The organism is Curtobacterium sp. MCLR17_043 (assembly GCF_003224215.1).
GTDB classification, from domain to species: domain Bacteria; phylum Actinomycetota; class Actinomycetes; order Actinomycetales; family Microbacteriaceae; genus Curtobacterium; species Curtobacterium flaccumfaciens.
Genome location: NZ_QKLH01000003.1, coordinates 281,198 through 301,242 on the forward strand (window position 1 = coordinate 281,198; position 20,045 = coordinate 301,242).

The window sequence follows — 20,045 nt, forward strand, 5'->3', positions numbered from 1 at the left end:
GTTCGTGCGGCTCTGTGCGGCTCTGTGCGGCGCTGTGACGCCCTAGGACGCCCGGGCTGCGGTCAGAGCACCTGCGACTCATTCCGGCAGCTCCGGTGGCAACGCAGCGTGCCCAGCGGCTGCTCCAGCAGTGAGGGTGGCTGGCCTCAGGTGAGATGGTGGTGACGTGACCACCATCGGCTCGCCCTTCATGCCGGCGGTTCGAGGGAGACTCCTCCGCGCGGTCGACCCGAGGGTTCGGGAGTTCGCTCTCGCGGGATCGCGTTCCGCCGGCCGCTACTCCAGAGCGGCCGAGACAACGCTGTACCTCAGTTCTTCAGTTGACGGGGTGCGTGCCGCGATGATCGCCCACAATGACGCCCGGCCTGCTTCGCTGGACATCGTCGCGATCGACGTCGAGGCGTCCGGCATCGTCGACCTGCTCGATGTGAGGGCCTTGGAGGCAGTCGGTATCGACGTCGAGGCGTCCGGCATCGCCGTCAGGCCATCGCCGAGGCCGGGGGCCGCCGCGGTCGTGGACGGTGCGTGACCGCCTCATCGACATCGGTGCGAACGGTTTGATCGACCCGTCGCGGAAGAGCCCGGGCCTCTGGCACCTGGTGTTGTTCCGGTGGAGCGTGGCGGACGCCCCGGCGTCCGTCTGCTCGATACACACCGCTTCTGCGAGTGAGGCGACGTTCCACGTGGAACATTGAGGCGCGGCCGCACAGCAGGCGGGACACGATGTGCCGGTGTTCCACGTGGAACATCGGCTGCAGGGTCAGGCGCGGTGGTCCCGGATGGCCTGCTCGGCGAGCTCGGCGTAGGTCCAGCCGAGGTCGAACCCGGACGCGGACAGCGCCTGCGGCAGCAGTGACGTCTCGGTGAGCCCGGGGAGCACGTTCGCCTCGAGGAACCAGGGCGTCCCGGCCCCGTCGATGATCAGGTCGACGCGGGACAGATGCCGGAGTCCCAGAGCTACGTGCGCGGCCACCGCAGCCTCCGAGGCTGCTCCGGCGAACTCGTCGGACAGTCGTGCGGGGGTGTAGAAGGTCGTCTCCCCCGCGTTGTAGCGCGCCTCGAAGCCGTAGATACCGTTGCGCGGCACGATCTCCACGGCGGAGAGCGCCACGGGGCCGTCGCCGGTGTCGATGATCCCTACGGCGACCTCGGTCCCCCGGATGAGCTGCTCGACCACGACGTCGTCGCAGTACGTGTACGCCGTCACCATGGCCCGGGGCAGGTCCTTGACGTCGTCGACGAGGGTCACGCCCTGCGCACTCCCGCCGCGCGCCGGCTTCACCGCGAGCGGCACCGGGTGCTCGGTTGCGATGGCCTCGAGGACACCGACGGCACCGAGCTCACGGAAGGCGTCGTGGGACAGCGTCACCGAACGAGGGGTACGGACGCCGGCGCGGGCGACCAGCGCTGACGCCGTGGGCTTGTCCCATGCCAACCGAGCCGACGTCGAACGTGAGCCGACGAACGGGATGTCCACAGCCTCCAGGATGCCCCGCAGGGCCCCGTCCTCTCCGGAGGCGCCGTGCAGCGCCGGCCACACGACGTCCGGGCGTGATTCGGTGAGAGCCGGCAGGAGCATCGCGTCGGCGTCGCGCAGGTCCACCTGCCAGCCGTAGCCGGTCAGTGAGTCGGCGACCCGACGACCGGAGCGGAGGGAGACATCGCGTTCGTGCGAGATGCCTCCGGCGACGACGACGACGTGACGACGGGTGAGCTCGGCCATGCGGGGTCCTCCGGTGTGGAACTGCGGTGCTGTGCGATCAGTACCGAGGAAAAGCGCTGATCAGGAGATGTTCGGGGGCGGTGCACTGACGGACGACGTCTCGCGGACCACCGTGTTCGGGCGGGTGGTCGGGCCGAACGTCTCGATCAGTTCGAGCTCGTCGTTGACGACGTTGGCCAGACGCTTGACGCCCACCCGGATCTGCTCCGGGGTCGGGTAGCAGAACGACAAACGGATGTGTCCGCCTCCGCGTCCGTCGGCGTAGAAGGCCGTGCCGGGCGTGTAGGCCACGAGCTCCTTGACCGCGCGCGGCAGCATGCCCTTGGAGTCGAGTGACTCGGGCAGGGTCAGCCACACGAAGAAGCCGCCGTTCGGCTTCGTCCAGGACAGGTCGGGCAGGAACTCCCCCAGTGCGGACAGCATGGCGTCACGACGCTCGGCGTAGATGCCCCGGAAGGTGTCGACCTGACCCTTCCAGTCCGCGGCGTCGAGGTACGCGTTCACGACGTACTGGCCGAAGGAGTTCGGCGCGAGGACAGCTGATTCGTTGGCGAGCACGAGCTTCTCGCGGATGGCGTGCGGTGCGAGTGCCCAGCCGACGCGGAAGCCCGGTGCGAGGGTCTTCGAGAAGGAGCCGAGGTACACCACGCCCTCTTCGTCGATCGATCGGATCGCCTGCGGCGCGGGCTCGTCGAACCAGAGGAGCCCGTACGGGTTGTCCTCGAGCACGAGGATGTTGTTCGACCGGCAGATGTCGAGCACCTCGATGCGGCGCTCGCGGCTCATGGTGACGCCGGCGGGGTTGTGGAAGTTCGGGATCGTGTAGAGGAACTTGATCCGCTTGCCCTGGGTGCGGAGGTTCGCGATCGCCTCGCGCAGCGCCTCGGGGACGAGACCGAGTTCGTCGGTCGTGACGTGCACCGTCTCGGCCTGGTACGACCGGAAGACCCCGATCGCGCCGACGTACGACGGTGACTCGGCGAGCACGACGTCACCCGGGTCGATGAACAGTCGTGTGACGAGGTCGAGGGCGTGCTGCGAGCCCGTGGTGACCACGACGTCCTCGGCGCTGGCACGGATGCCCTCGAGGCTCATGACGTCCACGATGTGCTCACGGAGGGACCGCAGCCCCTGTCCGCCGCCGTACTGGAGCGCCATGGCGGAGTGCTCGTTCATGACACGGTCCAGGGAGCCCGTGACGAGCTCTCTGGGGAGCGCGGAGACGAACGGCATGCCGCCGGCCAACGAGACCACTTCGGGGCGCGAGGCGACGGCGAACAGGGCTCGGACCTCGGAGGCGCTCAGCCCGGCGGTGCGCTGGGCGTAGGAGTCGTACCAGGGGTCGAGGCTGTTGCCGTTCGTCATCGAGTGCTCCGTTCAGTGGGACATTCCCGCCACACTACGACATCGGCCCGGGGAACCAGGGTTCCGCGACGGGGCCGATCGTCATCCGGTGGCTCCGGACGAGAACGGCCCCGCTCTCCGGGGAGAGCGGGGCCGTTCGGGTGGGGCGACCTACGCGAGGAACTCGGCGAGGTCGGCCTCGAGCGCGGGCTTCGGCTTGGCGCCGATGACGGTCTTGACGACCTCGCCGCCCTTGAAGACCTTCATCGCCGGGATCGACGTGATCTGGTAGTTCATGGCCGACTGGGGGTTGTCGTCCACGTTGAGCTTCACGATCTCGATCTTGCCGGCGTGCTCTTCGGCGATCTGGTCGAGGATCGGCGAGACCGCGCGACACGGGCCACACCACTCGGCCCAGAAGTCGACCAGGATCGTCTTGTCGGACTTGAGGACCTCGTCCGAGAAGGTGGCGTCGGTGACAGCCTTGGCGTTGGACATGTGTGCTCCTTCGAGAAGTCGTTCAGGGGGTACAACGGCGATGCCGTCGTGGTATTCCGAGGCGGGTCAGGCCCGGGCGGCGATGACGTCGACCATGGCGGGCTCGGTCGGGGCAACGCCCTCGGCCTCGTCCGTCAGTGCGTCGTCGAGCTCGGCGAGGTACTTCTCGGCGTCGAGCGCGGCGACCGTGCCCGAACCAGCAGCCGTGATGGCCTGACGGTAGGACGGGTCGATGACGTCACCGGCGGCGAAGACACCCGGCAGGTTGGTCTTCGACGAACGGCCCTGGACGGCGATCGTGCCCTCGGGCGCGATGTCGATCTGGCCGTGGATCAGGTGCGTTCGCGGGTCGTTGCCGATCGCGATGAACAGGCCGTCCAGCGCGAGCTCGGACTCCTCGCCCGTCACGGTGTCCTTGAGCGTGACGCCCTCGACCGCGGTGTCACCCGTGATGCCGGTGACCTCCTTGTTCCAGGCGAACTCGATCTTCGGGTCGTTCATCGCACGGTCCTGCATGATCTTCGACGCACGCAGGGAGTCCTTGCGGTGGATGACCGTCACCTTGTCGGCGAAGCGGGTGAGGAACGTCGCCTCTTCCATCGCGGAGTCGCCACCACCGACGACGGCGATGTTCTTCTGTCGGAAGAAGAAGCCGTCGCAGGTCGCGCACCACGAGACACCGTGGCCGGACAGGCGCTCTTCGTCGGGGAGCCCGAGGTGACGGTAGGCCGAGCCGGTGGCGTAGATGACCGCGAGGGCCTCGTACGTCTCGCCGGAGCCGACGGTGACCTTCTTGACCTTGCCGGTGAGGTCGACGGAGACGGCGTCGTCGTACAGGACCTCGGCACCGAACTTCTCGGCCTGTTCCTGCATCTTGATCATGAGGTCGGGGCCCTGGATCCCTTCGGGGAAGCCCGGGAAGTTCTCGACCTCGGTCGTCTTGGTGAGTTCACCGCCCGTCTCGACACTGGAGGCGACGATGAGCGGCTTGAGCTCTGCGCGCGCTGCGTAGATGCCGGCGGTGAACCCGGCCGGGCCGGAACCGATGATGATGAGCTGGCGCATGCCTGATTGCCCTTCCGTTGCGTCTGACCGGGTCAACCCATCGTACCGGCGAGGCATTCCACACGCCCCGTGAGCGTGCGGTGCCCGGCAGGGATCAGCGGCCGAGCTTGCTGCGGAGCATCCGGACGGCGTTGCCGATCTCGCCGTTCTTCGCGACGACGAGGGCTCCGAAGTACACGGCCGCCATCACCGCGCCGGCGAGGACGAGGGTGATGGCCGCTCCGGTGAAGTCGGCCATCGCGAAGCCGCTCGCCGAGAACGACCCGAAGAAGTTCACGACGAGGAGTCCCACGACGCCCGCGATGAGCGCGGCGATGACGAACTGCACGTGCGAACGGGTGACCACGGGTCCTTCGATGCCACCGAGCCGCTTGCGGACGAGCACCAGGGCGACGATCGTCTGCGCGGTGCCCGCGAGGGTGGTGCACGCTGCGATCGCGACGCCGATCGTCTCGTTCGGGAGCGTGCTGACCGCGAGAGCACCGATCACGAACAGCACCGACTGGACGCACTGCATGAGGAACGGCGTCCGGTGGTCGTGCATCGCCCAGAAGACACGCTGGATGATGAACAGCATGCTGAAGAGCACGAGCCCCGGCATGTAGGCCAGCAGGACCGCGCCGATCGACAGCGCCCCGTCGAAGGTGTTGGAGAACATGCGTCCGAACGGCACGGCGACGACCATCAGCGCGATCGAGGCGAAGACGGTGAACAGTCCGACGATCCGCAGCGAGAGCGAAAGGTTCTTCCGCACGGCGTCGAGGTCGCCGCGTTCCGCGTCGTGGCTCATCCGTGTGAAGTACGCCGTCGCGATGGAGACCGTGATGATCGAGTGCGGCAGCATGAAGAGCAGCCAGGCGTTCTGCAGCACCGCGTTGCCCGCGGCACCGGAACCCAGCGATGCGACGCGCGACTGCACGATGCCGGCCAGCTGGGTGACGAGGATCATCGCGAAGAGCCACCCGGCCGCCGTGCCCGTCGACTTCAGGCCGACGCCACGCCAGCGGAAGTCAGGTCGGAAGCTCAGGCCCGCCCGGCGCCAGAAGAACGGCAGGAAGGCGGCCTGAGCGAGCACGCCCAGGGTCGCACTGCCGGCGAGGACGGCGATCTTGAGCGGAGTCCAGTCGTCGACGCCGGAGTTCGCGGCCCTGCCACCGAACATGGCGATGAAGACGACGAGCCCGGCGATCGAGATGACGTTGTTGATGAGCGGCGCCCACGTGAACGGGCCGAACACCTGCTTCGCGTTGAGGACCTCGCCGAGCAGGGAGTACATCGCGTAGAAGAGGATCTGCGGCAGGCACCAGAACGCGAACGCCACTGCGAGGTCGATCTGACCGGGCGTGAACCCCTTGCCCTCGCCTGACGCCGTCTGCGCGTACACCTGCACGAGCAGTGGGGCGATGAGGGTCGCGACGACGGCGATGACGATGAACAGGGATCCGCCGAGCGTCACGATCTTGTTGACGTAGGCCGTGCCACCGTCGGTGTGCTGCTTCATCGCACGCACGATCTGCGGGATGAGCACGGCGGACAACAGGCCACCCGCGATCAGCGCGTAGATGTTGTTCGGGAGCTGGTTGGACACCGCGAACGCGTCCGCCGCCGGTGACTGCGTCTGCCCGATCGCGTACGCCAGCACGAAGGTCTTCGCGAAGCCGAGGATGCGCGACAGCATCGTGCCGGCGGCCAGCATCGCGCTCGCCCGGCCGAGGCTGCGCTCGGCGACCGGCTCGGCGTCGACGTCGGGCTGGGGCTGGCTGGTGCTGATGGTCGGCTCCTCGGGGTCGCGGTCGTCCGCGACGGTGTTGCGTGCGGCGTCGGACGGGAGGCCCGGCTCGGCTCCGGCGCGCGCGATGGCGTCCTGCAGGGGGCCCTGGTCCACCGCCGCGGTCGTCTCTGCAGCCGCCGCTGCAGCCGGCGCTGCAGCCGGGGCTGCGGCCGCCGCTCCGGTGGCCGTGCCGGCCGTGGACGCGGCCACGCTGGGTGCGGGGGCCGCTCCGGAGCGGTGATCCGTGCCTCCAGACCGGGTGGTGGAGGCCTGCGCGCCCCCGACCGTCGGCTGGACCGCCAGGGGGCGGTTCGGGTCGTCGTCGTCCTCGTCGTCGAGTTCGCCGTTGCGGCGGCGGATGCGCTTGCGGATGCTGCGGAAGATGCCGAAGCCGAAGATGCCGATCAGGGCGATCGCGGCGGCCGCGGTGATGACCGTCTCCCACTGCGCCTGCACGTTCAGCTCGACGGTCGCGGGCTGGGCCACGGCGACGCCGGTCGGGCTCGAGAGCGACATCGTCAGTTCGACCTTGCCGTTCGCGACCGACTGCACGGGGACGGTGGCACGGGTGGAGGAGTCGGGCTGGATCTCGACGACGATGTCGTTGCGGACCACCCGCAGCGCCGAGTTGGACGGTTGCACGGACAGGTGCACCGTGACCGGGTAGGCGGAGCTGTTGCGGATGGACACCGGCAGGGACGACCGGTCGCCGAGCAGGGTGAGGCTGCTCGAGTCGACGATGCCGACCTCGGTGGTGCTCTTCGCCCAGGCGGCCGTGCGGGCCTCGACCGCGGCGGCGAGCCCCTGGTCGTCGTCACGCCACGCGTTCGAGGCGAGCGCGAGCAGACGGAGCCGGGCCGGGGCGGTCAGCTGGTTCGGGTCGCCGAGGATCGTCGCGAACGCGGAGAGCCCCTGTTCCCCCCGCACGAGTCGCTGCAGCTGGTCGATGCGGGCCTCGCCGGTGGACGCGCTGGCGAGCGTGAGCGACCCGGCGACGGCCTTCGAGGCGGTGGAGAGGTCGGCCGGGGCGACCCAGGCGGTGCTCTCGAGGGCGTCCAGCGCCTGGCTGAGCCGGGTGGAGTCGGACGGCCACTCGCGCCCGAGGGTCAGCAGGATCGGCCCCGTGGCGGTGGCGGCACGGGCCGAGGTGGCCAGCGTCGCGGTGAGCTCGGACATCGTCGACGACCAGGTCTGCCGGTCGGTGGCGGCGGCGGCTCGGCGGAGCATCGACGACATCGACTGGTCGGAGACGAGCACGTGGTCGTCGCCGATCTTCTCGGACGCGGTGATGGTGGTGTCCGCACCGGCCGAGGTGTTGCCGCTCGAGACGATGGTGGTCTTCGTGCCGGCACGCTCGAGGGCGGGCAGGTCGGCGGAGGACACCGTGCCCTCGGTCGGCCAGGCGATCGAGTCCATCGAGTACGGGAAGTCGAGCAGGGACTCCGTGGTCGGCAGCGTCTCCTGCGCCTGGTCGGCACCGTCGTCGGTCGTGGTGCCGCTCGAGGCCTCGGTGGGGGCCGGCGACGAGGTCTGCCCCGGTGTTGCCGTCGGAGTCGGTGCCGGGGTCTCCGCGCCGGGGAAGTTCTCGGACTTGACGGACTGGTCGAGGGAGATCGGCGACAGGATGCCGTCGGACCCGGCCTGGCGCAGGCCGGTGACGTCGGCGTCGGCGTAGGGCAGCGCGAAGGTCTCGTTGCGCAGTGCTTCGAGACGCTGCAGCCAGGTGATCGCACTCGACGGGGCGTTGTCGCCGAGGATCCGGATCGAGGCGATGATCCGCGGGTCGACGGCCACGGCGACGTTGTGGTCCTCGGCGGCGTCGAGCTGCTGCGTGAGCGTGCCGTCGACCGAGGTCGCGGCAGCGAGCACGGGGGCGGTGAGGATGCCGTCGGTCGACTTCGGCACGGTGATCGGCATCGCGACCGAGACGCTGACCGGGGCCTGTTCGAAGTCCGGGTACCAGGTGATGGCGGAGCGGTCGACGGCGAATGCGTCGCCCGCCGTGTACTCGGCCGCGATGCGGCGGGCGCCGAACGAGGAGTACCCGCCGAGCGCCACGTTGCCGGAGACGATCTCGACCGAGTCGATGGTGATCGAACGGTGCGCCGGGATCGCCGGGATGTCCACGGAGTCCATCGGGGCACCGAGGTAACCGGTTGTGGTGGTGTCGCTGAGCCAGCTCGCCAGGACGTCGCGCGTGCTCACCGAGCGGAAGATGTCGAACTCCGCGGTGCCGGCCGGCAGCGCCGCGTCGGTGTCGTTCGTGACGGTGACCGACAGGGTGAGGTCCTGGTCGCGCTGGACGACGCCACGGTTCGCGGGGGCGATCGAGATGGTCGCCTTGCCCGCGTCTGCGGCGGCCGGATCGGCGACGTGGCTCTTGGCTGCGGACACCGTGGCGGCCGAGGCGTGATCGGTGGCGACGGGCGCGACGACCAGGCCGAGCGCGACGAGGGTCGACGCGGCTGCGGCGAGCGTGGTGCGGAGCATCTGCATACGGGGAGCGGGCCACGGGGTCGGTTCGGGCCGAGCACGAGTGTATGAGGCGTGACCATGAACAGGTCCCGTGCGCGCGCGGCTTGTGGAGAACTCGGGGCCTCGATCTGGGAGGATGAGCACCGTCATGCAGTCCGTTGCCCAGGCCGTCGAACGACTCGACGCACTCGCCACCACCGAGCCCGTCGACCTCCTCGCTCGGGCCTTCGCCGACGCCGGGCACGAACTCGCCCTCGTCGGCGGCCCCGTCCGTGACGCGTTCCTCGGCCGTCCGGTGACCGATCTGGACTTCACCACCGACGCCCGGCCGGACGAGATCCTGCGGATCGTCGAACCCATCGCGAGTGCCACCTGGGACGTCGGTCGCCAGTTCGGCACCATCGCCGCACGGGTCGCCGGCGAGCAGGTCGAGATCACCACGTACCGCAGCGACGTCTACGACGGCGAGACCCGCAAGCCCGAGGTCGCGTTCGGCGACACCATCGAGGACGACCTGCTCCGTCGCGACTTCACCGTCAACGCGATGGCCCTGCGGCTGCCGGACCGCGAGCTCGTCGACGTGCACGGCGGCGTCGAGGACCTGCTCGCCGCACGGCTCCGGACGCCCCAGACCGCGGTCGTCTCGTTCCGCGACGACCCCCTGCGGATGATGCGCGCCGCACGGTTCACCTCCCAACTGGGCTTCACCGTCGACGACGACGTGCGGGCCGCGATGCAGGAACTCGTCGCATCGATCGACATCGTGTCCGCCGAGCGGGTCCGCGACGAGCTCGTCAAGCTGCTCAACACGGACGACCCGGTCCCCGGCCTCCGGCTGCTCGTCGAGACCGGCCTCGCCGAGCGGTTCCTGCCCGAGCTGCCCGAGATGCGGCTCGAGGTCGACGAGCACCACCACCACAAGGACGTCTACGAGCACTCGCTCACCGTGCTCGAGCAGGCCATCGGGTACGAGGCCGAGCGGCACGCCGGCGATCCCCCGGACACCGTGCTCCGGCTCGCGGCGCTGCTGCACGACATCGGCAAGCCCGCGACGCGCAAGCTCGAGCCCGGCGGCGCCGTGAGCTTCCACCACCACGACCTGGTCGGTTCGAAGATGGCGAAGAAGCGACTCCGCGCGCTCCGCTTCGACAACGACACCATCGCCGCGGTGTCCCGCCTGATCGAGCTGCACCTGCGCTTCTTCGGGTACACCGAGGGCGCCTGGACCGACTCCGCCGTCCGCCGCTACGTCCGTGACGCCGGACCCCAGCTCGAACGGCTGCACGAGCTCACCCGTTCGGACGTCACCACCCGCAACCGCCGCAAGGCCGATCGGCTGTCGTTCGCCTACGACGACCTCGAGGACCGGATCAAGACCCTCTCCGAGCAGGAGGAGCTGGAGTCGATCCGTCCGGACCTGACCGGCGACGACATCATGCGGATCCTCGACATCCCGCCGGGGCGTGCCGTGGGCGAGGCCTACCGGTTCCTGCTCGAGGCCCGGATGGACGAAGGGCCCCTCGGGCCGGAGACGGCCGAGGAGCGCCTGCGCGAGTGGTGGAGCACCCGAGGCGACACCGGCGCCTGAGGCGACACAAGCACCTGAGGCGACGCGGCGCCTGAGACGCGACCGCATGACGGGCGGGACCGCTCTCCACAGGCCGGTGGCGCGCCTCCAGGCAGTCCGGTAGGCTACCCAGGTTGCCCCTCGCGCACCTGCGTGGTCTGGGGCACATGCATCAACCCTCCTGCCCCGGGAACCGCCCGGGGCCGCTGAGACCAGAGGAGGTGGGTTCCGCATGCACCAGTACGAACTGATGGCGATCCTCGACCCCGAGATCGATGAGCGCACCGTCGCTCCCAGCCTGGACAAGTTCCTGGCCGTGATCCGCAACGCGGGTGGCACCGTCGACAACGTGGACGTCTGGGGCCGTCGCCGGCTCGCTTACGAGATCGCGAAGAAGTCCGAGGGCATCTACGCCGTCGTCGACTTCACGTCGTCGCCCGAGGCAGCCAAGGAGCTCGACCGTCAGCTCGGTCTCTCCGAGGCCGTGCTCCGCACGAAGGTCCTCCGCGCTGAAGAGGGCATCGCGCAGGTCGCCGCCCAGAAGCAGCGTGACGAGGCTCGCGCGGCCCGCAAGGCCGCCAACGCCTCCGCAACCGCAACCGCGACCGCGAGCGCCGAGTAACCCGTGGCCGGCGAAACCGTCATCACGGTGGTGGGCAACCTCACCGCGGACCCCGAGCTGCGCTACACGCAGAACGGGCTCGCCGTGGCGAACTTCACCATCGCGTCGACCCCTCGCACGTTCGACCGTCAGGCGAACGAGTGGAAGGACGGCGACGCGCTGTTCCTCCGTGCGAGTGTGTGGCGCGAGTTCGCCGAGCACGTGGCGGGGTCGCTGACGAAGGGCTCGCGCGTCATCGCGCAGGGTCGTCTGCGTCAGCGTTCCTACCAGGACCGTGAGGGCCAGCAGCGCACGAGCATCGAGCTCGAGGTCGACGAGATCGGCCCGTCGCTCCGCTACGCGACCGCACAGATCACCCGCGCAGCGGGTGGCAGTGGCGGCGGTCGTGGCCAGGTCGGCGGCGGCGCCAGCGCCCCCGCAGGCAACGGCGGCGGCAACTGGAACAACAACGGTGGCGGTCAGTCGGACGCGCCCTGGTCTCCCCAGGGCGGCCAGCAGGGTGGCGGCAACGCACAGTCGAACGACGTGTGGAGCACCCCCGGCGGCAACTTCGACGACGAGACCCCGTTCTGATCCTCAGCGTTCCGACGGACACACAACTTTTCTTCTAAGGACAAATCACTATGGCTGGAAAGAGCACCGGCGACCGCCGGAAGCCTCGCGGCAAGGGCGGCAAGAACGCTGCTCCCGCGAAGTCGATCAAGGTCGGCGTCATCGACTACAAGGACGTTGCGACCCTTCGCAAGTTCATCTCGGAGCGTGGAAAGATCCGCGCCCGTCGCATCACCGGCGTCTCCGTCCAGGAGCAGCGCCTCATCGCCCGTGCCGTGAAGAACGCCCGTGAGATGGCGCTCCTCCCCTACGCCGGCTCCGGCCGCTGATCGGAGGTCGACACATGTCGAAGCTCATCCTCACCCACGAGGTCTCCGGCCTCGGTTCCGCTGGTGACGTCGTCGACGTCAAGAACGGCTACGCCCGCAACTACCTCATCCCCCAGGGCTTCGCTGTCGCGTGGTCCAAGGGCGGCGAGAAGCAGGTCGAGTCGATCCGTGCCGCGCGTACCGCGCGCGAGCTCGCCACCATCGAAGAGGCACAGGACCTCAAGATGAAGCTCGAGAACGCGACCATCACCCTGTCGGTCAAGGCCGGCAAGGACGGTCGTCTGTTCGGCTCCGTCCGTCCGGGCGACGTCGCTGACGCCGTCCAGGCGCAGGGCGTCGGCTCGCTCGACAAGCGCAAGGTCGAGGTCCCCGCGACCATCAAGACCGTCGGTGACCACGAGGCCACCGTGCGCCTGCGCGAGGACATCACTGCCGTGATCTCGCTCAAGGTCGTCGCTGCCAAGTAGCACTGACGTTCCGCTCCACGACGGGCGGGTCTCCTCCGGGAGGCCCGCCCGTCGTTGCGTTCCGGGGGCGGTCGCGCGGCTTGTCCCACGACTGTCGCCGACATGGTCACGGGCCTGGAGGCGCGGCTCGACTCGGGCTGGCTGGTTACGGTTCAGACGGGGTCACGCTTGCTGGGAACGGGCCGAGAACTCTCCCCACAGGAGGGGTGCTTGTCAAGTCGTTTTACACAGTGGAGACGTGTCAAATCGGAACCTTCAAGGGGTACTTGAACCCCACTTTTCCACACACCGTGTGCAACAGAAAACCCCAGGTCAAATGGTCGAAAGTGTGTTCGTACGGGTCTTTTTCCACAGGCCCCTCCACAGTTCTCCACACAGCGCTCCGGCGTGTTCCGCAGGCTCTCCACAGAGTTATCCACAGGGCCATTTGTTGGGGATAACTCTGGGGCCGTACGTTGGCCCAGCGACTCGGGGATGTCGGTTGCCGGGGGTAGAAACAGGGGTGCGGGTTCCGGCCGGTGGGTGCTGTCCCGCCGGTTCAGGTCCGTGTCGTCAACAGAGGAGAGCGTGTGTCGATCGCACATCTTGAGCCCGCACCGCAGGACTACGCGGAGCGCGGCATGGAACGCACCCCGCCGCACGACATGCTCGCGGAGCAGTCGACCATCGGTGGCATGCTCCTGTCGAAGGACGCCGTCGCCGACGTCATCGAGACCGCCCGAGGCGTGGACTTCTACGTCCCCAAGCACGAGGTCATCTTCGACGCCATCCTGTCGCTCTACTCGCACGGTGAGCCCACCGACGTCATCGCCGTCACCGACGAGTTGACCAAGACCGGGCTGCTGTCCCGCGCCGGCGGCGCCGAGTACCTGCACAGCGTCACGAGCATGGTGCCGACCGCCGCGAACGCCGGCTACTACGCCGGCATCGTCGCCGAGAAGGCGGTGCTCCGCCGCCTGGTGGACGCCGGCACCCGCATCGTCCAGATGGGCTATGCGTCCGAGGGTGAGGTCACCGACCTCGTCAACAGTGCGCAGGCCGAGGTCTACAACGTCGCCGGTGGTGTGCAGACCGAGGACTACGTCCCGCTGACCGACGCCATCTCGGCCGCGCTCGACGAGATCGAGGCCGCCAAGGGCCGCGACGGCCAGATGACCGGCGTGCCGACCGGGTTCGCGCAGCTCGACGGCCTGACGAACGGCTTCCACCCCGGACAGCTCATCATCGTCGCTGCCCGACCGGCCCTCGGTAAGTCGACGCTGGCGCTCGACCTGTGCCGCGCCGCCGCGATCAAGCACGACCAGACCGCCGCCTTCTTCTCGCTCGAGATGGGTCGCGCCGAGATCGCCATGCGTCTGCTCTCCGCCGAGACCAGCGTGCCGCTGCAGAACATGCGCAAGGGCACCGTGGACTCCCGCGACTGGACCACCATCGCGCAGACCCGCGGTCGCATCAACGACGCCCCGTTCTTCATCGATGACTCCCCCAACATGACGCTCGTCGAGATCCGCGCCAAGTGCCGTCGACTCAAGCAGCAGCACAACCTGAAGCTCGTGGTCATCGACTACCTGCAGCTGATGACCTCGGGCAAGAAGGTCGAGAGCCGCCAGCAAGAGGTCTCCGAGTTCTCGCGTGCCCTGAAGCTGATGGCCAAGGAGCTCCAGGTTCCGGTCATCGCCCTGTCGCAGCTGAACCGTGGTCCGGAGCAGCGTGCCGACAAGAAGCCGGCGATCTCCGACCTCCGTGAGTCTGGCTCCATCGAGCAGGACGCTGACATGGTCATCCTGCTGCACCGTGAGTCGGCGTACGAGAAGGACAACCCGCGTCAGGGTGAGGCGGACCTGATCGTGGCGAAGCACCGTAACGGACCGACGGACACCATCACCGTGGCGTTCCACGGGATGTTCTCGCGGTTCGTCGACATGCCGCAGTAGGCGCATGGGTGCGCGAGGCCTCGCCAACGTCGCCTCGACTAGCGGGCGATCGTGAGGGCCCCGTTGTCCTCGCGGATGCGGCCGTCCTTCGGGACCCACACGCGCAGGCCGTCGAGTCTGCCCGTGGTGAAGGACGAGGCGTCGTCCAGCAGCAGGTTGGTCACGGCCTCCGGTGCGGGGAGCCGCTGATCGCGTCCGACGACGATGGCGACGTAGGGGCCACGGTCGAGTCGGTTGGTGCCGTGGTCGCCGACGTACGGCTGGAAGAGCGTGGGAGTCGCCGACACGAACAGGATCCGACCGTCGGGCACATCGTGTTCCTCGAGGTACCCGGGCAACAGCGCGATCCCGGTCGGGTGCGCCCGCGCGACGGCCTGGCTCACCCGGAACGAGGGGACGACGAGCGTCGCGACGAGGACCAGCACGATCGGGACGGTCAGGGCCCTCGGGGGGACGGTGGCGAGTCGAGCGAAGCCGATGGCGGCAAGGACCAGCAGGAACGGCATCCACGCGGTGTAGTAGGTCGGCAGCGCGATCTTGGCGACGACGACGTAGAACCCGACGAGCAGCACCAGGGATGCGCCGACGTACGCGACCAGGCGGTCCGCCCGCATGACCAGGGCAGCGAGCACCCCGATCGCGAGGACGACGAGCATCCCCTTGCCGGTGCCGTCGAGCAAGAACCGGAAGCTCGCCCACCACGGTGCGAACGTGTAGATCTGCCCGTCGATCGTGATCGGGTGCCCGTTGGTGTTCTGCCCCTCCTGGAACGCGACCATGTACTGGATCGCCGAACGGATGCCCATCGGGACGTACAGGGCGACGAACGTGACCGTGAAGGCGGCGACCCACAGCACGCCGCCGACGAGGCCCTTCCGCCAGACCTTGAACAGGACCGGGAGCAGCAGGAACGCCGGGAGCAGCACGATGGTCGACAGCTTGGACGTGACCGAGGCAGCCATGAGCACGCCGGACACGGGAGCGAGCCACCAGGCCCGCTCGCTGCGGATCCACCACCACGCGGCGACGATCGCGAACACGGCGAAGGCCGTCATCAGCGGGTCGAGCAGGGCGAGCCGGTCGACCCGGGCACCCGCCCCACCACGCGGGGTCAGCCACCACAGCGATGCCGCCAACAGGGCACCCCAGTACCCGATCTCGCGACGCAGCCACAGGTACAGGACCACGCCGACCGCGAAGGTGAGCACGCCGACGAGGACCCGCGGGCCGATCGGACCCTGCCCGGTGAGGAGCTGCACGAGCCCGAACAGGTACTTGGCCGTCGGCGGGTGTTCGCGGTTCGCGGTGAAGTCACCGTGGACGTACTGCCACCCGCTCTGCAGGTAGATGTTCTCGTCGCCGGTGATGTTCGAGCCGGCCAGGTTCCAGAAGCACTGGTAGAGCGCGGCGATCACGACGAGGGAGGCGATCGTCAGGCGGAGGCGGAGGACGCCGGCGAACCCGGACACTCGTGATGGCACCAGACGAACCTACTGGCCCTTCGAGCGTCTTCGCTTGTCCTCGTCCGGCTTCTCGGGTTCACTGCGCTCATGGGTCTCGTCCAAGCAGCAGCGTCAGCATCCTGTGCAGTGTCCGCGCCGGACTGCGACGACACGATGGCCGCGTCCGTCGACGTGCTGCCTGCCGTAGTGATCGCAGCGGCCGTGGTCGTCACGGTGCTCGTGGTCTTCGTCGTGATCGTCCTCCGCGGGCGGCGGCGCCAGTAGGAGCCCTGGATCTTGACCGGCGGATACCCCGGCGTGTTAGGTTGTGCACAACCTAATGGAGCGCAACGTGAAACTCGCCAGCTGGATCGGCCTCGTCACCGGCGGCCTGCTCGCCGGGCACGGCATCGCCACGGTTCGCCGCACCCCGCTGCGCGCTCGAGCCCAGCAGATGCAGCGACGTGGATTCGAGCCGGGCGTCCCACACGCACTCGGCATCCCAGCCCTGGAAGTCCTGTCCGGGCTCGGACTCGCCACCGCAGCGGTCCGCCGTGCCCCGGGGAGCGACCTGGTCGGCACCGGCTCCGCCGTCGCGGCGACAGCCCTCGGTGGGACCCGGCTCGTGATCGACCGTGAAGACGGCTCGGTGGCGAGCACGACCGGCGGTGCTGCCGCACTCACACTCGCCGGCGTGCTGCGGCTGCTCACCTCGACCCGCGGCCGTCCGGTCGCCCGGGCCCTCACGCTCGGTTCCGCCGCTGCCGCGATCACATTCGAGGCCGGACGCCGACGCCGCGTCCTCAGCAGCCGCTGACCTCGGCCCCCCACTCCACCGAACCCCACCACGACCGTGAAAGGCACCACCCCGATGGCAACCCGCACCCCCGCAGTCCGCTCCACCCGCCCTCGGACCATCGTCCGCATCCTGTTCGGCGCGCTGCTCACCTGGGCCGGCATCAGCCACCTGACCGTGGCCCGCGAGGAGTTCCAGGCGCAGGTGCCGAAGTTCGTGCCGCTGCCGACCGACGTCACGGTGATCGCATCCGGTGTGGTGGAGATCTCGCTCGGGGCTGCGCTGATGCTCCTGGCTCGGCGCCAGGTGACCGTCGGGTGGGTCGTCGCGGTGTTCTTCCTGGCGGTCTTCCCCGGCAACATCGCGCAGTGGATGCACCACCGCGACGGGTTCGGCCTGGACACCGACACCAAGCGCTTCGTCCGCCTGCTGTTCCAGCCCGTGCTCATCGCTGTCTCGCTGTGGGCGACGAACGCGCTGCGCAAGCGCCGCTGAACCGGTCTGCGCGAGCGCCACTGACCGACGCTGCACTCGCGCGACCGTGACCATGGGGCAGAATCGGCCCCATGAGCGGGGACGACATGGACCAGCCGCGCGTGGTCGCGGTGAGCAAGGACGGCGAGCACCGGTTCAGCAAGCCGTTGGTCGACGCGGTGACGCTCGTTGCTGGGTGGGGCATCGAGGGTGATGCCCACGCCGGCACGACCGTGCAGCACCGTTCCCGGGTCGCGCGTGACCCGTCGCAGCCGAACCTGCGCCAGGTCCACCTGCTGCACGCCGAGCTGTTCGACGAGGTCGCGGAGTCCGGGTTCAGCGTCGAACCGGGACAGATGGGCGAGAACGTCACGACCAGTGGCATCGACCTGCTCGGGCTGCCCGAGGGAGCAGTGCTGCACCTCGGCGACGATGCCTCCGTGCAGGTCACGGGCCTGCGGAACCCGTGCCAGCAGATCAACGGCTTCGAGCCGGGGCTCCTCCGTGCTGTGTTGGGGCGCGCCGAGGACGGCACGGTCGAGCGCAAGGGCGGGGTGATGAGCGTCGTGCTCACCGGTGGCATGGTCCGGCCGGGCGATCGCATCCGGGTCGAGCTCCCCGACGGCGAACGACGACCCCTCCAGCCAGTCTGATGACGCAGCGCGTGCGACGCGTCCTGGTGCTCGGCGGCACCGGTTGGCTCGGACGGACGATCGTCGACGAGCTGTTGGCCGAGGGCGCCGACGTCACCTGCCTCGCCCGGGGCACGACCGGCAACGTTCCGGAGGGAGCGCGCTTCGTCCAGGCGGATCGAGCCCTGGCCGGTGCGTACGAACAGGTCACCGGGAACTGGGACGAGGTCATCGAGCTCGCCAGCGCCCCCGAACTCGTCGCCCCGGCGCTCGACGCCCTCGCCGATCGGGCCGCGCACTGGACCCTGGTGTCGACGGTCTCGGTGTACGCAGACAACGACGAACCGGGCGCCGACGAGTCCGCCCGGCTGGTGGAGCCGAAGGACCCGTCCGAGTACGCCGACGCGAAGGTCCTCGCCGAGCGCATGACGCGGCTCCGGCTCGGGTCACGGCTGCTCATCGCACGCCCGGGGTTGATCGTCGGCCCCGGCGACCCGAGTGACCGGTTCGGGTACTGGCCCGCACGCTTCGACCGCGGTGGGCCGGTGCTGGTGCCGACGCCGGCGGAGCGGTTCGTCCAGGTGATCGACGTCGCGGACCTCGCTGCCTGGCTCGTCCGGGCCGGGCGCGACGGGTTGGTCGGCACGGTCAACGCGGTGGGCGCTCCGGTGCCGATGCAGGACTTCTTCCGGTGTGTGGCGGAGGTCACCGGGTTCGACGACGAGCTGGTCGCGGTCGACGACGACGTCCTGCTCGCGCACGACGTGGCCTACTGGGCCGGCCCCCGATCGCTCCCCCTGTGGATCCCGGTGTCGGAGGGCGGGTTCTCGCAGCGCTCCGCGGGGGCGTTCAGGGACGCCGGCGGGGTGACCCGACCCCTCCGAGACACCGTCGTGCGGGTGCTCGAGGACGAGCGTGCCCGCGGGACGGATCGGGAACGCCGTGCCGGCCTCACCTCGACAGAGGAGCGGGCGATCCACACGAGGTAGACGCGCGAGATCAGGACGCGGCGGCAGCCTGCTCGTACAGGCTCGTCGCCAGGTCGTTGAGCACCTCGTGCAGCTCCCCGCTGTGTGCCCCGTCGACTGCTCGGAGCATCGCGGCGTACCGCTCCTGGTAGTCCGACACGACGACATCGCCCGGGGGTAGCAGCCGCAGCAGTGAGCCCCGGCGATCGGCGGGGTTCGGTGCGCGCTCGAGCAGGCCGGCGGCGCTCATCCGGTCGATCATGTTCGTCACCGCGCCCGAGGTCAGTCCGAGGTACCCGGCGACCTCGGTCGGCGTGGAGTACCCGGTGTCACTGATGAGCACCAGGGCGCGGAGGGCGTTCTCGTGCACGCCTGCACGCGCGCTGAGCTGACTCACCAGGCTCGCGTTCGCACGCACGACGGCGGTGAACGCGGCCATGAGATCGGCCGCGTCGTCGTCGTTCGGTGCTGCTGCCACGAGGGCCTTCTTCCGTGTCGGGGACCGGGGGACAAGGTGCGTCCCCCGCACTGGGGTAAGTATACGAGTGGTCAACTTGGTGAACCAGTGACTATCTTAACCATTGAAGCAAAACAGCCCGAAGGTCTTGCATCCCCCAACCACTGAGCACCACCGAACGAAGAGGTATCCCGTGTCCACCAAGCTCCGCACCTCCGCACTGAAGCGGGTCCGCTTCGCCCCCGTGGCGCTCCTCGCGGGTATCTTCGCCGCCGTCCTGCTCTCCCTCTCGCTCACCGGCACCCTCTCCGGGTTCGCTGCGAGCATCACCAACAGCAGCAACACCGCCGCCAGCGGAACGCTGATCATGCAGGAGCAGAACGCCGGCGCGACCGTCACCTGCCTCAGCACCGACGGCGGCTCCGTCTCGACGAACTCGGCGACCTGCTCGACGATCAACAAGTTCGGCGGCAGCACGACGATGACCCCGGGCAACACGGTCAACACCGCGATCTCGATCAAGAACACCGGTACCGCGAACGCCAGCACCTTCACGCTGAACCCGGGCGCCACCTGCACCCAGTCGGCGAACGGTTCGGCCAACGGCACCGCGACCGACCTGTGCGCCAAGATGAACCTCGTCGTCACCTCCGGCTCGACCACCGTGTTCAGCGGCACCCTCGCCAGCTTCAAGGGTGCGGCCGCCTCGGCCATCACCATGCCGCAGGCTCCGGCCGCCGGCGCGAGCGTCCCCTTCAACTTCGCCGTGACCCTCGACTCCTCGGCCGGCAACACCTACCAGGGCCTCGCCGCCTCGGTCCCGATGACCTGGACCTTCACGGCCTGATCCGGCCTGATCCGGCCTGATCCGGCCTGATCCGCCCGCCCCCATCACCCCTCCCCCAGACCGGCGACGCTCGGCCGACCCC

21 protein-coding genes are annotated in these 20,045 nt (G+C 69.1%); 14 read left to right on the forward strand and 7 right to left on the reverse strand.

Annotated features, from left to right (window positions below; genetic code table 11):
* The first annotated feature begins 166 nt into the window (after positions 1 to 166).
* Entirely contained in the window at positions 167 to 529 is a 363-nt protein-coding gene (locus DEJ03_RS18105; RefSeq protein ID WP_220034108.1) for a hypothetical protein, read from the forward strand.
* Positions 522 to 695 (forward strand): hypothetical protein, encoded by a 174-nt coding sequence (locus DEJ03_RS18110; protein WP_220034109.1) that lies wholly within the window; start codon positions 522 to 524, stop codon positions 693 to 695. Before DEJ03_RS18105 ends, DEJ03_RS18110 begins: the two co-directional genes overlap by 8 nt.
* 65 nt (positions 696 to 760) lie before the next feature.
* Here the strand turns inward: DEJ03_RS18110 and DEJ03_RS04690 are convergent, their stop codons facing one another.
* The 5 genes from DEJ03_RS04690 to DEJ03_RS18115 all read right to left on the reverse strand — a co-directional run bounded on the left by DEJ03_RS04690 (position 761) and on the right by DEJ03_RS18115 (position 8,897).
* Positions 761 to 1,723 carry a D-alanine--D-alanine ligase gene (locus tag DEJ03_RS04690; RefSeq protein ID WP_110863690.1) on the reverse strand — a complete coding sequence of 321 codons (963 nt, stop codon included), beginning with the start codon at positions 1,721 to 1,723 and terminating at the stop codon, positions 761 to 763.
* Between the two features lie 60 nt (positions 1,724 to 1,783).
* On the reverse strand, positions 1,784 to 3,088 hold the full coding sequence (locus DEJ03_RS04695) for a PLP-dependent aminotransferase family protein (protein ID WP_071404124.1): 1,305 nt from the start codon (positions 3,086 to 3,088) through the stop codon (positions 1,784 to 1,786).
* A gap of 150 nt (positions 3,089 to 3,238) precedes the next feature.
* A complete protein-coding gene (gene trxA / locus DEJ03_RS04700; protein WP_017887828.1) occupies positions 3,239 to 3,565 on the reverse strand; it encodes a thioredoxin in 327 nt (108 codons plus the stop codon).
* Positions 3,566 to 3,631: 66 nt separating this feature from the next.
* A complete protein-coding gene (gene trxB / locus DEJ03_RS04705) occupies positions 3,632 to 4,630 on the reverse strand; it encodes a thioredoxin-disulfide reductase (RefSeq protein WP_110863691.1) in 999 nt (332 codons plus the stop codon).
* Positions 4,631 to 4,724: 94 nt separating this feature from the next.
* On the reverse strand, positions 4,725 to 8,897 hold the full coding sequence (locus DEJ03_RS18115) for a DUF6049 family protein (RefSeq protein WP_220034110.1): 4,173 nt from the start codon (positions 8,895 to 8,897) through the stop codon (positions 4,725 to 4,727).
* A 127-nt stretch (positions 8,898 to 9,024) separates the two neighbouring features.
* Between DEJ03_RS18115 and DEJ03_RS04715 the strand changes: the two genes are divergently transcribed.
* From DEJ03_RS04715 to dnaB, 6 genes are all read left to right on the forward strand, one after another.
* Entirely contained in the window at positions 9,025 to 10,464 is a 1,440-nt protein-coding gene (locus DEJ03_RS04715; protein ID WP_110863718.1) for a CCA tRNA nucleotidyltransferase, read from the forward strand.
* A 211-nt stretch (positions 10,465 to 10,675) separates the two neighbouring features.
* Positions 10,676 to 11,065, forward strand: a complete 390-nt coding sequence (gene rpsF / locus DEJ03_RS04720; protein WP_110863692.1) for a 30S ribosomal protein S6 — start codon at positions 10,676 to 10,678, stop codon at positions 11,063 to 11,065.
* Between the two features lie 3 nt (positions 11,066 to 11,068).
* Positions 11,069 to 11,638 (forward strand): single-stranded DNA-binding protein, encoded by a 570-nt coding sequence (locus tag DEJ03_RS04725; RefSeq protein WP_027466902.1) that lies wholly within the window; start codon positions 11,069 to 11,071, stop codon positions 11,636 to 11,638.
* Positions 11,639 to 11,688: 50 nt separating this feature from the next.
* Positions 11,689 to 11,946 (forward strand): 30S ribosomal protein S18, encoded by a 258-nt coding sequence (gene rpsR, locus DEJ03_RS04730; protein WP_017887834.1) that lies wholly within the window; start codon positions 11,689 to 11,691, stop codon positions 11,944 to 11,946.
* A gap of 14 nt (positions 11,947 to 11,960) precedes the next feature.
* Positions 11,961 to 12,413, forward strand: a complete 453-nt coding sequence (gene rplI, locus DEJ03_RS04735) for a 50S ribosomal protein L9 (RefSeq protein ID WP_027466901.1) — start codon at positions 11,961 to 11,963, stop codon at positions 12,411 to 12,413.
* A gap of 569 nt (positions 12,414 to 12,982) precedes the next feature.
* On the forward strand, positions 12,983 to 14,347 hold the full coding sequence (dnaB, locus tag DEJ03_RS04740) for a replicative DNA helicase (RefSeq protein WP_031260130.1): 1,365 nt from the start codon (positions 12,983 to 12,985) through the stop codon (positions 14,345 to 14,347).
* 38 nt (positions 14,348 to 14,385) lie between these two features.
* On the opposite strand, the gene DEJ03_RS04745 is transcribed toward dnaB, so the two are convergent.
* Entirely contained in the window at positions 14,386 to 15,828 is a 1,443-nt protein-coding gene (locus DEJ03_RS04745) for a glycosyltransferase family 39 protein (protein WP_110863693.1), read from the reverse strand.
* Between the two features lie 108 nt (positions 15,829 to 15,936).
* On the opposite strand from DEJ03_RS04745, the gene DEJ03_RS17840 reads away from it, so the two are divergent.
* From DEJ03_RS17840 to DEJ03_RS04765, 5 genes are all read left to right on the forward strand, one after another.
* The gene (locus DEJ03_RS17840; RefSeq protein WP_181422605.1) at positions 15,937 to 16,074 is read left to right on the forward strand and encodes a hypothetical protein; all 138 of its coding nucleotides are present in this window, start codon (positions 15,937 to 15,939) and stop codon (positions 16,072 to 16,074) included.
* Between the two features lie 67 nt (positions 16,075 to 16,141).
* Complete coding sequence (locus DEJ03_RS04750) at positions 16,142 to 16,606, forward strand: hypothetical protein (protein WP_146237653.1); 465 nt, start codon at positions 16,142 to 16,144, stop codon at positions 16,604 to 16,606.
* A gap of 54 nt (positions 16,607 to 16,660) precedes the next feature.
* Entirely contained in the window at positions 16,661 to 17,080 is a 420-nt protein-coding gene (locus DEJ03_RS04755) for a MauE/DoxX family redox-associated membrane protein (RefSeq protein WP_071404117.1), read from the forward strand.
* 71 nt (positions 17,081 to 17,151) lie between these two features.
* Positions 17,152 to 17,712 carry an MOSC domain-containing protein gene (locus DEJ03_RS04760; RefSeq protein WP_258370523.1) on the forward strand — a complete coding sequence of 187 codons (561 nt, stop codon included), beginning with the start codon at positions 17,152 to 17,154 and terminating at the stop codon, positions 17,710 to 17,712.
* Positions 17,712 to 18,680 carry an NAD-dependent epimerase/dehydratase family protein gene (locus DEJ03_RS04765; RefSeq protein ID WP_110863696.1) on the forward strand — a complete coding sequence of 323 codons (969 nt, stop codon included), beginning with the start codon at positions 17,712 to 17,714 and terminating at the stop codon, positions 18,678 to 18,680. Before DEJ03_RS04760 ends, DEJ03_RS04765 begins: the two co-directional genes overlap by 1 nt.
* Before the next feature lie 10 nt (positions 18,681 to 18,690).
* Here the strand turns inward: DEJ03_RS04765 and DEJ03_RS04770 are convergent, their stop codons facing one another.
* Positions 18,691 to 19,137 (reverse strand): MarR family winged helix-turn-helix transcriptional regulator, encoded by a 447-nt coding sequence (locus tag DEJ03_RS04770; RefSeq protein WP_309146866.1) that lies wholly within the window; start codon positions 19,135 to 19,137, stop codon positions 18,691 to 18,693.
* A 172-nt stretch (positions 19,138 to 19,309) separates the two neighbouring features.
* On the opposite strand from DEJ03_RS04770, the gene DEJ03_RS04775 reads away from it, so the two are divergent.
* Entirely contained in the window at positions 19,310 to 19,963 is a 654-nt protein-coding gene (locus DEJ03_RS04775) for a hypothetical protein (protein WP_110863697.1), read from the forward strand.
* Positions 19,964 to 20,045 lie beyond the last annotated feature (82 nt).

Bases quoted from the DNA above. Each gene is read 5' to 3' on its own strand.
- DEJ03_RS04690 (WP_110863690.1), bottom strand. From the start codon at position 1,723: ATGGCCGAGCTCACCCGTCGTCACGTCGTCGTCGTCGCCGGAGGCATC.
- DEJ03_RS04695 (WP_071404124.1), bottom strand. From the start codon at position 3,088: ATGACGAACGGCAACAGCCTCGACCCCTGGTACGACTCCTACGCCCAG.
- trxA (WP_017887828.1), bottom strand. From the start codon at position 3,565: ATGTCCAACGCCAAGGCTGTCACCGACGCCACCTTCTCGGACGAGGTC.
- trxB (WP_110863691.1), bottom strand. From the start codon at position 4,630: ATGCGCCAGCTCATCATCATCGGTTCCGGCCCGGCCGGGTTCACCGCC.
- DEJ03_RS18115 (WP_220034110.1), bottom strand. From the start codon at position 8,897: ATGCAGATGCTCCGCACCACGCTCGCCGCAGCCGCGTCGACCCTCGTC.
- DEJ03_RS04715 (WP_110863718.1), top strand. From the start codon at position 9,025: ATGCAGTCCGTTGCCCAGGCCGTCGAACGACTCGACGCACTCGCCACC.
- rpsF (WP_110863692.1), top strand. From the start codon at position 10,676: ATGCACCAGTACGAACTGATGGCGATCCTCGACCCCGAGATCGATGAG.
- rpsR (WP_017887834.1), top strand. From the start codon at position 11,689: ATGGCTGGAAAGAGCACCGGCGACCGCCGGAAGCCTCGCGGCAAGGGC.
- rplI (WP_027466901.1), top strand. From the start codon at position 11,961: ATGTCGAAGCTCATCCTCACCCACGAGGTCTCCGGCCTCGGTTCCGCT.
- DEJ03_RS04755 (WP_071404117.1), top strand. From the start codon at position 16,661: ATGGCAACCCGCACCCCCGCAGTCCGCTCCACCCGCCCTCGGACCATC.
- DEJ03_RS04760 (WP_258370523.1), top strand. From the start codon at position 17,152: ATGAGCGGGGACGACATGGACCAGCCGCGCGTGGTCGCGGTGAGCAAG.
- DEJ03_RS04765 (WP_110863696.1), top strand. From the start codon at position 17,712: ATGACGCAGCGCGTGCGACGCGTCCTGGTGCTCGGCGGCACCGGTTGG.